The sequence below is a fragment of the Carboxydocella sp. JDF658 genome, from assembly GCF_002049395.1.
In the GTDB taxonomy this organism is placed as follows: domain Bacteria; phylum Bacillota.
The window spans coordinates 15,652-28,938 of record NZ_BDLR01000004.1 but is presented as its reverse complement, the minus strand read 5'-3'; the positions used below and the strand labels follow the sequence as shown (position 1 = coordinate 28,938).

12 protein-coding genes and 4 tRNA genes are annotated in these 13,287 nt (G+C 48.4%); 11 read left to right on the top strand and 5 right to left on the bottom strand.

The window, feature by feature from the left end; all coding sequences use genetic code 11:
* Nucleotides 1-51: 51 nt before the first annotated feature.
* From hemL to JDF658_RS00910, 5 genes are read left to right on the top strand one after another with little or no spacing between them, the layout of a single operon-like run.
* Nucleotides 52-1,359 (top strand): glutamate-1-semialdehyde 2,1-aminomutase, encoded by a 1,308-nt coding sequence (gene hemL / locus JDF658_RS00930; protein WP_078666076.1) that lies wholly within the window; start codon nt 52-54, stop codon nt 1,357-1,359.
* A gap of 4 nt (nt 1,360-1,363) precedes the next feature.
* Nucleotides 1,364-1,630 carry a hypothetical protein gene (locus JDF658_RS00925; RefSeq protein ID WP_078666077.1) on the top strand — a complete coding sequence of 89 codons (267 nt, stop codon included), beginning with the start codon at nt 1,364-1,366 and terminating at the stop codon, nt 1,628-1,630.
* A 17-nt stretch (nt 1,631-1,647) separates the two neighbouring features.
* Nucleotides 1,648-2,424: a protein-glutamate O-methyltransferase CheR gene (locus tag JDF658_RS00920; protein WP_242946576.1), complete on the top strand. Its 777-nt coding sequence runs from the start codon at nt 1,648-1,650 to the stop codon at nt 2,422-2,424.
* 36 nt (nt 2,425-2,460) lie between these two features.
* Nucleotides 2,461-3,519, top strand: a complete 1,059-nt coding sequence (gene cax / locus JDF658_RS00915; RefSeq protein WP_079906180.1) for a calcium/proton exchanger — start codon at nt 2,461-2,463, stop codon at nt 3,517-3,519.
* A gap of 36 nt (nt 3,520-3,555) precedes the next feature.
* The gene (locus JDF658_RS00910) at nt 3,556-5,508 is read left to right on the top strand and encodes a cell division protein FtsA (RefSeq protein ID WP_200805622.1); all 1,953 of its coding nucleotides are present in this window, start codon (nt 3,556-3,558) and stop codon (nt 5,506-5,508) included.
* A gap of 40 nt (nt 5,509-5,548) precedes the next feature.
* Here the strand turns inward: JDF658_RS00910 and JDF658_RS00905 are convergent.
* The 3 genes from JDF658_RS00905 to JDF658_RS00895 all read right to left on the bottom strand — a co-directional run bounded on the left by JDF658_RS00905 (nt 5,549) and on the right by JDF658_RS00895 (nt 6,948).
* A tRNA-Leu gene (locus JDF658_RS00905) sits at nt 5,549-5,635 on the bottom strand.
* A gap of 9 nt (nt 5,636-5,644) precedes the next feature.
* Nucleotides 5,645-5,721, bottom strand: a tRNA-Pro gene (locus JDF658_RS00900).
* 51 nt (nt 5,722-5,772) lie between these two features.
* Nucleotides 5,773-6,948, bottom strand: coding sequence for a class I SAM-dependent rRNA methyltransferase (locus tag JDF658_RS00895; RefSeq protein WP_079906178.1), 1,176 nt, complete (start codon nt 6,946-6,948; stop codon nt 5,773-5,775).
* A gap of 100 nt (nt 6,949-7,048) precedes the next feature.
* Between JDF658_RS00895 and JDF658_RS00890 the strand changes: the two genes are divergently transcribed.
* Nucleotides 7,049-8,050, top strand: a complete 1,002-nt coding sequence (locus tag JDF658_RS00890) for an asparaginase (RefSeq protein ID WP_079906177.1) — start codon at nt 7,049-7,051, stop codon at nt 8,048-8,050.
* 25 nt (nt 8,051-8,075) lie between these two features.
* Entirely contained in the window at nt 8,076-8,270 is a 195-nt protein-coding gene (locus tag JDF658_RS00885) for a hypothetical protein (protein WP_079906176.1), read from the top strand.
* Between the two features lie 88 nt (nt 8,271-8,358).
* On the opposite strand, the gene JDF658_RS00880 is transcribed toward JDF658_RS00885, so the two are convergent.
* Both JDF658_RS00880 and JDF658_RS00875 read right to left on the bottom strand, forming a co-directional pair.
* Nucleotides 8,359-8,445: transfer RNA gene (locus JDF658_RS00880), tRNA-Leu, on the bottom strand.
* 15 nt (nt 8,446-8,460) lie between these two features.
* A tRNA-Tyr gene (locus JDF658_RS00875) sits at nt 8,461-8,546 on the bottom strand.
* 91 nt (nt 8,547-8,637) lie between these two features.
* Between JDF658_RS00875 and JDF658_RS00870 the strand changes: the two genes are divergently transcribed.
* The 4 genes from JDF658_RS00870 to cooS all read left to right on the top strand — a co-directional run bounded on the left by JDF658_RS00870 (nt 8,638) and on the right by cooS (nt 13,284).
* A complete protein-coding gene (locus JDF658_RS00870; RefSeq protein WP_078666682.1) occupies nt 8,638-9,210 on the top strand; it encodes a hypothetical protein in 573 nt (190 codons plus the stop codon).
* 75 nt (nt 9,211-9,285) lie between these two features.
* Nucleotides 9,286-10,266 (top strand): hypothetical protein, encoded by a 981-nt coding sequence (locus JDF658_RS00865; protein ID WP_079906175.1) that lies wholly within the window; start codon nt 9,286-9,288, stop codon nt 10,264-10,266.
* A 236-nt stretch (nt 10,267-10,502) separates the two neighbouring features.
* Nucleotides 10,503-11,279, top strand: a complete 777-nt coding sequence (locus JDF658_RS00860; protein WP_078665806.1) for an AAA family ATPase — start codon at nt 10,503-10,505, stop codon at nt 11,277-11,279.
* Between the two features lie 49 nt (nt 11,280-11,328).
* Nucleotides 11,329-13,284 (top strand): anaerobic carbon-monoxide dehydrogenase catalytic subunit, encoded by a 1,956-nt coding sequence (gene cooS, locus JDF658_RS00855; protein ID WP_079906174.1) that lies wholly within the window; start codon nt 11,329-11,331, stop codon nt 13,282-13,284.
* Nucleotides 13,285-13,287 lie beyond the last annotated feature (3 nt).

The following is a 13,287-nucleotide window of genomic DNA, read 5'->3' as shown; positions in this document are numbered from 1 at the left end:
CTGTCCCTTATCTCCATCTAAGGCCAGCCAATAGAAAGGGAGGATCGGATCGTGCATAAGGGTTTTAACCGCTCGCTCGAATTGTTTGCTGAGGCACAGCAGTATATTCCCGGTGGAGTAAACAGTCCTGTCCGGGCTTTTAAAGCAGTAGGAGGTCAGCCTGTCTTTTTTGTCCGGGGACAGGGGTCAAAAATTTATGATGTAGATGGCAATGAGTATATTGATTATGTGGGTTCCTGGGGGCCGTTGATTCTCGGACATTGCCATCCGGCTGTGACTGAAGCTTTACATAAATGGGTTGATCTGGGCACCAGCTTTGGTGCTCCCACGGAACTGGAAACCCGTCTGGCCCGGATGGTGATTGAGCGCGTGCCATCTGTGGAAATGGTGCGGATGGTTAACTCCGGTACGGAAGCTACTATGAGCGCTTTGCGGTTGGCCCGGGCCTACACAGGTCGCAATAAAATCGTTAAATTTGAAGGTTGTTATCACGGGCATGCGGATTCGCTTCTTATCAAGGCAGGTTCCGGGGCTCTCACCCTGGGAGTACCCACCAGCCCTGGAGTGCCAGTCAATATTGCCAGTAATACCATTACCGCCCGGTTTAATGACCTGGCCATGCTGGAGGAGATTTTTGCCCTGGAGGGCAAAGATATTGCGGCGGTAATCATCGAACCGGTACCTGGCAATATGGGGGTGGTACCGCCTCAGCCTGGCTACCTGGAGGGTGTGCGGGAACTGACCCGGCGTTACGGAACCCTGCTAATCTTTGATGAAGTGATGACCGGTTTTAGGGTGGATTATCACTGTGCCCAGGGCTTGTTCAACATTGAGCCTGATTTGACCTGTTTCGGTAAAGTCATTGGTGGCGGCTTGCCGGTAGGAGCTTATGGTGGCAAAAAGGAAATTATGTCCATGGTTGCTCCCGCTGGTCCTGTCTATCAGGCAGGCACGCTATCCGGTAACCCTCTGGCCATGGCTGCCGGGATAGCCACTCTGGAACAATTAACCCCTGTAGCATATGAGGAATTGGAAAGAAAGAGTGCCAGACTGGCAGAGGGAATGGCCCGAGCCGCAAAAGAAGCAGGGCTGGAATTGACTCAGAATCGGGTGGGTTCCATGGTATGTACCTTCTTTACCAGTCAGCCGGTGGTGGACTTCCAGTCGGCCAGCACCTCAGATACACAAGCCTTTGCCCTCTTTTTCCAGGAGATGTTAAAACGCGGGGTTTACCTGGCACCCAGCCAGTTTGAGGCAGCTTTTGTTTCTCTGGCTCATACTGAGGAAGACATCGACCGGACGATTGCCGCTGCCGCAGAATCATTCCGCATAGTGAAAGAACACTGGAAGCGGGGGTAAGAAAATGAAGAAATACCGTCACCTGATCTCAGGTCTGATTGTGGTGGCCATTCTGGCTGTTCTGGTGGTTTCCTTTTTTGCCAATGCCAAAGGCAATCCCCATGGGGAAGACTGGCTGGCCAAACACGGGGAAACTGTAATGCGTAACCGTAACCCGGAAAAAAACTGTCTGAAGTGTCACAGCAAGAAACTGGGGCAGACCAAGGAGAATTTCTGTGACAGGTGCCATCAGGAGCGGGGAGTCAAAGTTCAGTGGCCACAGGCGCAGTAAGTGGAGGGAAGGAGCAGGTGGATCAGTATATTGAGTTTGCCAAACAGATAAACCGCTATTTCGGGGTAGACCTGTTACAGTATAAGCGGCCCCAGATGGAGCGTAGAATTCTGAGCTTGATGCGGACGGTTGGGGTGGATTCCCTGGAGAAATATGTGCAGGTTTTGCGGGGGGATCAAGCCCAGCTGGACAAATTCATGAACCATTTGACCATCAATGTTTCGGAGTTTTACCGCAACCCTGCTCAATGGCAGCAGCTGGAAAAACAGATTTTACCAGAGCTATTGCAGCGATCCCCGAATTTGAAAGTTTGGAGTGCCGGCTGTTCTTCAGGAGAAGAACCTTACACAGTCGCTATGATTTTGAATGAGCTGGCACCTCAGGGGCGGCACCAGATTATCGCTTCTGATATCGATAGTGCTATTCTGGAACGGGCCCAGGAGGGAAGATACAACATAAAATCTGTAGCAGGGCTTCCCGAACCCTACTTCAAAAAATACTTTGACCGGGATGGAGAAGTGGTCCTGGTAAAACCAGAACTAAAGAAGTGGGTTAAATTTAAAAAACATGATTTGCTGAAAGATCCCTATGAGATTTTGTGTGATTTGATTATTTGTCGCAATGTAGTGATCTATTTTACCGAGGAAGCCAAAAATACCATCTATCGCAAGTTTTATAATGCCCTCAAACCGGGAGGAGTTCTGTTTATCGGCAGTACTGAACAGATTTTTCAGGCCCAGGAAATAGGGTTTAAATCAGTGGCACTCTTTTTCTACCAGAAAGCGGCGGGATAGATCTTTCTACCCGCCCTTTTTCCGAGGAGGGTTGAAATGAATATTTTCTACTGGCTGCTAGCATTTGTCCCTGTATCCATAGCACTGGAATACTGGCATTTTTCTGTCGGCTGGGTGTTGCTTACTGCCTGCCTGGCCATCCTACCTCTGAGCGCCCTGATGGGTAAAGCTACGGAGGAATTGGCCCACTTCACTGGACCGCGGATCGGGGGTTTCCTCAATGGCACTTTTGGCAATGCCGTTGAGCTGATTATCACCCTGATTGCCATCAAAAAGGGCTTGTTTGAAATGGTAAAGGCATCCATCACCGGTTCTATACTGGGCAACCTGTTGCTGGTACTGGGTTTTGCCCTGTTATATGGTGGGATAAAACACCGGGAACAATCTTTTAACCAGCAGGCAGCTGGTGTGAATTCCACCATGCTGGCTCTGGCCGTTGCCGGTCTGGTTATTCCGGCTGTGTTTATGTATTCAGCCCATCAACCCCATTCCGACAGGGCTGTTCAGCTTAGCATTGGTGTAGCTGTCGCCCTCTTTCTCGTCTATTTGGCGGCTCTGTTTTTCTCCCTGGTTACTCATCGTGAAATCCTGGCGCCAGTATGTGAGGTGGAAGAGGAGAACGAACCTTGCTGGTCATTGAGAAAAAGCATTACTATTTTGGCCGGAGCTACTGTGCTGGTGGCTGTCACCAGTGAGGTTCTGGTCAGCGCTTTGGAAGAGGTTATTGCTACCTGGCACTGGTCTGAGCTTTTTGTCGGGGTAATACTGGTTCCTATTGTTGGCAATGCAGCTGAGCATTTCTCTGCAGTGCTGATGGCTGGCAAAAACCGAATGGATGCAGCCCTGGAGATTGCAGTGGGTTCCTCGATTCAGATTGCTCTCTTCGTTGCCCCGGTGCTGGTGTTTGCCAGTCTGATTTTTGGCAGACCCATGGACCTGATTTTTCAACCCTTTGAGCTGGCGGCACTGGCAGTATCGATTACAATCGTCAATTTAATTTCTCTGGATGGCAAATCTAACTGGCTGGAGGGGGTTCAACTGCTGGTTACTTACATAGTGATGGCTCTGGCGTTTTATTTCTTACCAACAGCATAATATTGAATGGGAGTGTATGGGAAAGGCTGTGAGAGCGTGGCAGAGGAGAAATATCAGGTGGTCCTGGATATAGGGACCAGGACATTAATTGGTTTAATCCTGAAACAAGAAGAAAAGGGTTTGAAAGTGGTTACCTGCCAGCGCTGGGAACATCCTGATCGCGCCATGCTGGACGGGCAGATTCATGATATACCGGCTGTAGCAGCGGCAGTAAAGCATGTGGTCGGGCAGCTGGCCAAAAAAGCGCGGCGTCCCATAAGGAGCGTGGCCGTAGCGGCAGCAGGACGTTCTTTGCGTACAGAGCGAGTACGGCTGGAAAAGGACTGGGATTGGGGAAAGCCGGTTCAGGCAGGAGATATCAGTGAACTGGAAGAAGAGGCCTTACAGCAAGCTCGTTCTAATGTTACCAGGACCAGACTGGACTGGCATTATCAGTGTGTTGGTTACAGCATAGTACATTACTATTTATCTGGACAGCCAATTGCCAACCTTGTCGGTCAGAGAGGGAACCGGATCGGAGTCGAGCTGATTGCTACCTTTTTGCCCCGGGAAGTAGTGGATTCCTTACAGGCTGTGCTGGATATGACGGGATTGAGTATGGATAGCCTGACTCTGGAGCCAATAGCTGCTGCCCGGGTTGTAATACCTCCTGCGATGCGGCAGTTGTCTCTTGCTTTAGTGGATATCGGAGCCGGAACTGCCGACATAGCGGTTACCCAGCAAGGAGCAATCCAGGGATATGGGATGGTTCCTGAGGCAGGAGATGAAATCACCGAAGCTCTAGCCCAGCTCTTGCTACTGGATTTTAATGAAGCAGAACGTCTTAAACGCTGGCTGAATCAAAAAGATAAGCTGGAATACACTGATATCCTGGGCCAAAAACACCATGCTGAGAGCAGTGAAATAATAAAACTGCTGGAACCCAGGGTACGAGAGCTGGCCCAGAAGATAGGTCAACAAATTTTAGCAATAGCCCCTAAAGGGGTACAGGCGGTCCTGCTGGTCGGGGGCGGTGCCCTGACTCCGGGCCTGGCGCCGTTGCTGGCTGATGAGCTGGGTCTCAGCAGTAACCGGGTAGGCATCAAAGGCAAGGATGCTTTGCAGCAGTGGGTAAACAAGTGGCCGAAAGATTTTGATGGCCCCGATATGATTACCCCTCTGGGGATCGGTTTAACAGCTTTAGCAGGGGAAAGTCTCAAACGCTTTCGTTGTTCTGTTAATGGCCAGGATATCGATGTGTTTGGCTGGCAATCTCCCCAGGTACTGGAGGTATTACGGGAGGCTGGAGTACCCCTGCGGGAAATCTTAGGCAAACCTGGAATGGCCTTGAGTTTTACCCTGAACGGGCAATTGCGCCTGGTCAAAGGGGAAGCCGGTCAGCCAGGTCAAATCTGGCTGAATGGCCAGCTGGTGGATTATTCGGCGCGAGTTAGGCCCGGGGACAGGATCGATTATTCTCCGGGGCAACCGGGGGCAGATGCCAGGGTCCGCGTCAAGGAGATTTGGGAGGGGGAAGTATATAGCCGGTTCTGGTTTAATGGTCAGGAGGTACGATGGCCCTGGACAGTAAAGATTAACGGCCAGACGGTGGCCTGGGATAGCTTTATACCTGATCTGGCTACGGTAGAAATAGGACTGGATTTAACTGTAGCCCAATTTTTACAAGGGCAGCAGATAGAGATCGGAAAAGGGGAAATATATCTTAACAAGCAACCTGCTGGTCTGGAGGCAAAAATCAGGCCCGGAGACTGGATTGAATATGAGGTGCGCCGGGAAACAATTATCGTGGATCTGGAAGGACAGGCTCGGGAAATAGAGTGGCAGGAAGGGATGCTGGTTGTGCACGCTCTGGACCTGGTAGGATTCGTTCCCAAGCCCCCCTGGCCGGGAGCAAAAGCCATATTGCTGGTAAATGATAAAATCAGCCAGTTTTCCCAGGCCCTGCAGCCAGGTGATCTAGTTAAGCTTTACTGGCAAAAGGAAGAATAAAAACCGGTTGGTATAACCAACCGGTTTTACTTTCAATTAATGGTGCGGACAAGAGGACTTGAACCTCCACGGGCGTAAGCCCACTAGAACCTGAATCTAGCGCGTCTGCCAATTCCGCCATGTCCGCACATTTAACTGGTCGGAGCGACTGGACTTGAACCAGCGACCTCCACCACCCCAAGATGGCGCTCTACCAAACTGAGCTACGCCCCGACTGACATTGATTATATTAGCGCAAAAACCCCGGATTGTCAAGAGTTTGTTTTAAAGAATTTCTAGGATTAAGAACTTCAAGTAATAGGTCTCTTTGGCAGCCAGCAAAATGGGGTGATCTTTGGATTGTCGCCTTAACTCCAGCAGGCGCACTTGCCGTCCTACATCAAGAGCAGCGCTTTCAATTACTTCCAGAAATAAGTCCTCCTGCATGTGATAAGAACAGGAGCAGGTGATCAAAATACCGGAAGGTGGTAGTAATTTCATTGCCCTTAAGTTAATTTCCTTGTAGCCCCGTACGGCGCCTTCCAGAGTTTGCTTACTTTTGGTAAAAGCAGGGGGATCAAGAATTATAACATCAAAGCGGCGTTTTTCCCTGTCCATTTCCCGCAGCACATCAAAGGCATTGCCTACTTGAAAACTGCAACTGTTTTCTAATCCATTCAGGGAGGCATTTCTCCGCGCTGTTGCAATGGCGTGCTCCGATATATCCAGAGCCAGAACGGAGCGGGCACCATAGTGGGCAGCATGAACAGTAAAGGAGCCAGTGTGACAAAAACAATCCAGCACTATTCTGTCTTTGACATAAGGGGCAATGGCAGCCCGGTTCTCCTTCTGATCCAGGAAATAGCCGGTTTTTTGGCCATTTTCCATATCGACCAGGAAGGAGAGACCGTTTTCTTTGATTATTACTTCAGGTTGAAACTCTCCATAGAGGACACCTTTAACTTGAGCCAGGCCTTCTAGCTCCCGAACATTGACGTCATTGCGTTCATAGATTGCCCTGGGCTGCAACAGTTCCACCAGTAATTCGGTAAGGAGCTGCTTTTGTTTTTCCATGCCCAGGGTTAATACCTGCATGACCAGGTAGTCTTCAAACTTGTCAATGATAAGCCCGGGCAAGAAGTCTGCTTCGCCAAAAACCAGGCGGTAGGAAGTTGCCTCGGGCATTACTTTTTGCCGGTGTTTCAGGCAATACAGCAATTTTTGTCGAAAAAATTCCCGGTCGATAGTTTCATCTTTGCGGGTAAGCAGCCTGACAGCAATCTGGGAACGGGGATTGTAATAACCGCGGCCGATAAAACGGCCACGGAAATCTACGACATCGACAATTGAGCCAGGCTCAATTCTGGGGTCGACCGAAGCAATTTCGGTAGCATAGACCCAGGGATGACCGGTAGACAGGCGCTTTTGCCGGCCCGGGGCCAGGGTTAGAGTTGGATACAAGTATAATCCCTCCCGCTTACTTAATGAAATTGTTCACAGGTTTATAAGTAGGATTTTAGCAGAAAACAGCGAAATAATAAAGTTAGATGGCAAGGAGGTCATGAATAAAGTGGAAATATTAGCTCAGGTTTTGCGCAACGGACTTGAAGAGAGTGTTCATACCGGACATATTGTAGTTACTGACCACAATGGAACTATCCTTGCGGCTGTCGGAAACCCTGACTATAAAACTTTCTGGCGTTCAGCAGCCAAGCCAATACAGGCTCTGGCGGTAATCGAAGCAGGCGCAGTGCAAACCTTTGACCTGGAACCGGCGGAAATAGCTTTGCTTTGTGCCAGTCATAATGCTGAGCCGGAGCATATCCGGGTAGCTCAGCAGTTGGCTGCCAAAATCCAGGCTGATGTAACAGAACTGCATTGCGGTTTACATTACCCAACCCATCGGCCAACAGCTCAAGAAATGCGGCAGCGGGGAGAACAACCCCAGCCCTGGCACTCCAACTGTTCGGGCAAGCACCTGGGCATGCTGGCCCTGGCTCGTTGTAAGGGTTGGGATACCCAGGGGTACTGGCTGCCTGAACATCCCGTTCAGCAAGAGATGCTTAATATGGTAAGTAACTATACGGACCAGGCGGTAACAGATATTGGCCTTGGGGTTGATGGCTGCGGGGTGCCGGTCTTTCATTTGCCCCTTAAAAGTATGGCAATGGCTTATGCTCGACTGGTTTCGTCTCAGCGCACTTATGTGGCTGATACAGTAGTAAGGGCAATGATCTCCTCTCCTTACTATGTCGCAGGTAGTGACAGGATATGTACTGATTTGATGCAGGTTACCCGGGGGCGTTTACTGGCCAAATCGGGATATGAAGGAGTCTATTGCGTCGGCCTGGTTGACCAGGGCCAGGGCCTGGCGCTAAAAATCGCAGATGGTAATCCGCGGGCCCTGGGGCCGATATTAATCGAGGCCTTACAACAGCTGGGCTGGTTGACTTCTACCGAGAAAAATAAACTGGCTTCCTACTGGCAAGTTGAAGTTAAAAATTTTCATAATGCTGTAGTTGGGACCATCAAGCCGGTATTTAAACTGGCTTTTCACAGATAAAAACATCAAAGGGGAGGAACAAAAGATGACGGTAGAAAAACTGGCAGGCAAAATTCAGAAGGAGCTGGGTGAGCTGGTTGATCTGGACTGGCAGGATCCGGACCTGGAACGGATTCTGACGCGTCTGATGCGGCATGCCAAACAGGTAGGTGACAGCCAGCTGCAGCAAAAAGTACTTACCTATTATAATGATTATTTGTTTCTAATTGGTGAAGTTTAATATTTGGAGGCCAGCGTTTGGGGGTAGACGCTGGCCTTTTCTCTGGTAAAATAAAAATCCCCATCTTAGGGGATTTAGTTTGCAGATTTGGTGCGGACAAGAGGACTTGAACCTCCACGGGCGTGAGCCCACTAGAACCTGAATCTAGCGCGTCTGCCAATTCCGCCATGTCCGCATGTATTATATTTTATGGTGGAGGAGGTAGGATTCGAACCTACGAAGGCGTCAGCCGGCAGATTTACAGTCTGCTCCCTTTGGCCACTCGGGAACTCCTCCGTGAGACATTTGAAATTATAACGCACTCTTGCTGCTTCGTCAAGCAGGAAAATCATTTTTTTTGTAGAAATTTTGTTTGGAGGTGATAGGAATGAAAAAAAGAAAATATACATTAGCTATTGTAGTAGTCATAACACTAATCGGAATTGGTCTCCTTTATTATTTTTTGGGGCTGAAGCAGCCGCAACAGGTTAAAGAGGAAAAAGTGCCTGCAATTACTATGGGTCAAATCATACTCTACAATCAGGGCAATGATATCATTATGGGCAGTGACCACCCCCTTTATCCTAAAGTCAAGAAGTTGTTAGAAGAAGCTGTCTATTTTGCGGAAGCTGGCCAGTTCAAGAATGCTATCATACCCGAAGGGGATGTAACAGATCCAGCTAAAGCCAAAGAGATTATGAAAAACAGCGGCGGCTTGCCTCCCAATATTAATGTGGTCAAGAGTGCTGTACCTTCCTTTGGCGCTTTTCTGATGGATGTTCAGCAACTCCAAAACCGCAACAAGTTAAAAATCAACGGTGATCATATCGTAGTGGCAATAGGTGGGAAGAGTGCAGGAACACTCTTTGTCAGAAAGAGTTTTGAAGACCAGAACTGGCAACTATATCAGGTTCCCAGACCCATCATTATGAAAATGGTGGAAGTGGTACGAGCTAAATAATGGACTGGTAGTCATATTGAGCTGGACTGGCTTATATATATGTTAACGAAGTAGGACGATAAAGGGGGCCAGTCTATGCTCAGAAATAAAACTGGATTATTTGTTTTGTTATTATTGTACCTGGCTTTGGCTCAACCGGTTCTGGCGAATCCGCCTGATGAGGAAAAAAGGCAGGCAGAAGAAAGACGTTTACAACACACAATCATCATTGACATTACCGGTGACAGTAAAAAAATCAGCAATTTATCGGCGGTTAGAGCTTTAGCCGGGGAAGGTATTTGGCTACAAATACCTGATCCCGATAATGTGCGAGATATGAAACCCGCAGCTGAACTGCAGGCATATCTTTATCTGGCCGATTCCCTTTACAGTAACCAGGAGGCTACTCAAGCTTATGACAAGATTGTTCAGGATGCGTCTGAGGAAATCCTCAACCGGGCTAAAGTTTCCTGGGCAGCCGAAAAACCGGAGTTTTTGAAGGTTCAACTTGTTGCCAGCAGTCAACATTTGAGCAGATTAAACAAGCAATTGCTGAATCTCTATGGCTCAATCTACCAGGCTGGCGTCTGGCCCGGAACGCTGTTAGTAATAAATATTAAAGACTCAAGCAATTACCTGTCAATCTGGAAAGGGCCTGGGCTTATGCCTCGTGACCAGAGTTTAATATTACCGGGAGAAATTTACAATCAGGTACTGGAGGCCTGGGTAAATCGACGGCTGTCAAGTCCACCGTTACCGTCGCTGGCATTAGGACAGAATAGTGAACTGCGGTTATGGCAGAAAGAAATTTCCCTCTGGCAACAATCTCTGGCCCGGGTTTACGAGATGCTGGCTGAAAAAGAAAAAGTAATCAGAGACAACGAGACTACTATAAAAAACATTGCCACTCAGCAGGCCAACTGGCAACAAAGGGAACGGGAGCTGCACAATAGATTAACTAAAAATTTGAGGCAAATCCTGTTCTGGCGCGGTGTAGCAGGAGCGCTGATTATTCTTTCTATTTTGTTGTTAATTGTTGAATACAGGATACTCCGAAAAAGATATTTGCTTTTTTAGCCCGCAAGTGCGGGTATCTTTTCTTTTTGTATTTATTTTCAGAATTTTTTGGGAACTAGCAGGGAATTAACAATTTGTGTCGAAATATAATTATTAATAACCCGACCTGACCATTTGTATAACAGAAACAACATTTCAAGATTATTTTTCAACACCTAGCAGGATTTTTGTTGACAACGACGAAATAATTAAGTTAATATTATTAGAAATTTTCTGAAATAGGGGGGGGTGATGGAATGAAGCTAGCCATCTCAGGAAAAGGCGGAGTAGGTAAAACGACGATTGCATCAACGCTGGTAAGGATTTTTGCTGAAGATCATCCCCGGGTTTTTGCCATTGATGCTGACCCTGATGCCTGTTTGGCCCAGGGGGTTGGCATCGAGCGCCAGGTTGCTCAGGAACACCGGCCGGTCATCGAACTGAAGGAAATCATCGATGCCAAGAACGCCGGCGGGGGCGCTTTTTTCACCTTGAATCCAGATGTGGATGAGATTCTGGAGGAGTATTGCCTGAAAAAGGACAATATTAACTTTTTGCGGATGGGGGGCTTGAAAAAAGGCGGTGAAGCCTGTTATTGTAAAGAAAACAGTTTTCTTAATTCTGTTGTTAATTCCCTGTTGCTGGACAGAAATGATGTGGTTATCCTGGATATGGGGGCCGGTATAGAACATTTATCCCGGGGCACAGCCCGTGGAGTGGATGCCATGCTGGTAGTGGTAGAACCTTCCCTGAACAGTGTCGGCACTGCTCTGCAGGTGAAGAAAATGTCCGAAGATCTGGGAATTAACCGGGTTTATTTTATCGGTAATAAAGTCAGAACTGAGAAGGAAAAAGAGTTTTTAAGCAGTAAACTGCCTCAGGATTTATTGTTAGGTATTATTCCCTATGATGACGAGGCTGTGGACACTGCGATGGAAGACGGGGTTGCCATCAGCCCGCAAGGGATTATCTATAAAACTTTAAAAGAGATTAAGAAAAGGCTGGAGGAGGAGGTAGGGAACAGGGATATTTAATTAGCATGGTTTTAACCTGTAACAAACGATTAAGGAGGTTTGGAAGGGAATGAGCGAACAAAAAAAGTCCATTGACCCCGGTGTGTTGCAGATGCTGAGCCGGGCTAGTGAATTGAACATTTTTACCGCTTTTGATCGGGCCAAAGCCCAGTCGCCTCAGTGTGGTTTCGGCAGTAATGGTATTTGTTGCCGGATTTGTATCCAGGGCCCGTGTCGGATTATGCCCAAAAAACAGGGTGGCAACAAGGGTATTTGTGGAGCTACTGACTATACTATTGTGGCTCGTAACCTGGTACGCGCAGTAGCGGGTGGTGCATCTGCTCACTCCGATCATGGTCGGCATATTGCAATGGCATTACTGCATGTTGCTGAAGGCAAGACCAAGGACTATGAAATTAAGGATATCAACAAACTGAAGAAAATCGCCGCAAGAATCGGTATCGAAACCGAAGGGAAAACCCCTGAGCAACTGGCCAAGGAAGTGGCTCTGGCAGCTCTGGAAGATTATCAGCGACTCAGCGGTTTCGGTGAGGCCACCTGGGTTAAAACAACTGTTACCGAAGGCCGGGTCAAGAAACTGCGGGAAACCAAGACCATGCCTGCAGGTATCAATAGTGCTATCGTAGAACTGTTAAGCCAGACTCACATGGGTATGGATGCTGATCCTGTATCCATTATCTTTGGTGGTCTGAAAGCTGCTATGGGTGACTATACCGGCATGCATATCAGTACTGATCTGTCTGACGTGATTTTCGGCACTCCTGTCCCCACTGTCACTGAAGCTAACCTGGGGGTAATCAAGGAAAACAAAGTCAATATCGCTGTTCACGGTCACAACCCCCTCTTGAGTGAACTGATTGTCCGGGCTGCCAAGGAAATGGAAGCTGAAGCCAAAGCTGCCGGGGCTGAAGGCATCAACTGTGTAGGTATCTGCTGTACCGGTAACGAGGTTCTGATGCGCCAGGGTGTGCCCATTGCCACTAGCTTTGGCTCTCAGGAACTGGCCATTATGACCGGGGCCTTAGATGCCATGGTAGTAGATGTTCAGTGTATTATGCCCGGCTTGCAGGCGGTCTGTGAATGCTTCCATACCAAATTGATTACTACTTCCGATATCGCCAAGATTCCTGGTGCCTATCATGTTTATTTCAATGAAGAAGATGCCATGGAAAATGCCCGCAAGGTTATCCGTCTGGCCATTGAAAACTACAAAGAAAGAGATGGTCAAAAGGTCTATATCCCGCAAATCAAGAACAAGGTTGTCGGTGGCTGGAGTCTGGAGGCATTACTGGAGATTTTCGCTGCCATCAATCCCGAGCGTCCGATCAGTGTCTTAACTGATGCCATTTTGAATGGTGAAATCAAGGGTGTGGCGCTTTTCGCCGGTTGTAACAACCTGAAAGGTGTGCAGGATGAAAAACACATTGGCGTGATTAAGAAAATGGTAGCCAATGATGTGTTCGTAGTGGCAACAGGCTGTTCAGCGCAAGCTTTTGCTAAACATGGCCTGCTGAACGGTGAGGCGGTTGAGGAATTTGCCGGTCCTGGCCTGAAGGCTTTCCTGAATCGCTTGAATGAAGCCAATGCCGGTAAGATCAGCGAAAAGCTTCCTTTGGTTTTCCATATGGGTTCCTGTGTTGATAATAGCCGGGCCAGCGACTTGTTGATGCTGATGGCGGATGAACTGGGGGTAGATACACCAAGAGTTCCCTGGGTGGCATCTGCGCCTGAGGCTATGAGTGAGAAGGCCATTGCCATTGGTAGCTGGTGTGTAACTCTGGGCATGCCTGTTCATGTCGGTACCCTGGTTCCTGTGGAAGGCTCCAAACTGGTCTATGGAGTGGTCACCAATATCGCTGAAGATGTCTTTGGTGGCTACCTGATTCTGGAACAGGATTATGAAAAGGCTGCTGAAAAGATGCTGAACAAACTGGAAGAACGGGCATGGCGTCTGCGCATCCGCAAAAAGGCTTTGGCCCAGGCTGCTGAACTGGCTGGTAAGTAACAT

What these genes read in the sequence shown, in the direction of transcription:
- cax (WP_079906180.1), top strand. Translation starts at nt 2,461, where the DNA reads ATGAATATTTTCTACTGGCTGCTAGCATTTGTCCCTGTATCCATAGCA.
- JDF658_RS00890 (WP_079906177.1), top strand. Translation starts at nt 7,049, where the DNA reads ATGAATAAAGTGGAAATATTAGCTCAGGTTTTGCGCAACGGACTTGAA.
- JDF658_RS00925 (WP_078666077.1), top strand. Translation starts at nt 1,364, where the DNA reads ATGAAGAAATACCGTCACCTGATCTCAGGTCTGATTGTGGTGGCCATT.
- JDF658_RS00870 (WP_078666682.1), top strand. Translation starts at nt 8,638, where the DNA reads ATGAAAAAAAGAAAATATACATTAGCTATTGTAGTAGTCATAACACTA.
- JDF658_RS00860 (WP_078665806.1), top strand. Translation starts at nt 10,503, where the DNA reads ATGAAGCTAGCCATCTCAGGAAAAGGCGGAGTAGGTAAAACGACGATT.
- JDF658_RS00885 (WP_079906176.1), top strand. Translation starts at nt 8,076, where the DNA reads ATGACGGTAGAAAAACTGGCAGGCAAAATTCAGAAGGAGCTGGGTGAG.
- JDF658_RS00865 (WP_079906175.1), top strand. Translation starts at nt 9,286, where the DNA reads ATGCTCAGAAATAAAACTGGATTATTTGTTTTGTTATTATTGTACCTG.
- cooS (WP_079906174.1), top strand. Translation starts at nt 11,329, where the DNA reads ATGAGCGAACAAAAAAAGTCCATTGACCCCGGTGTGTTGCAGATGCTG.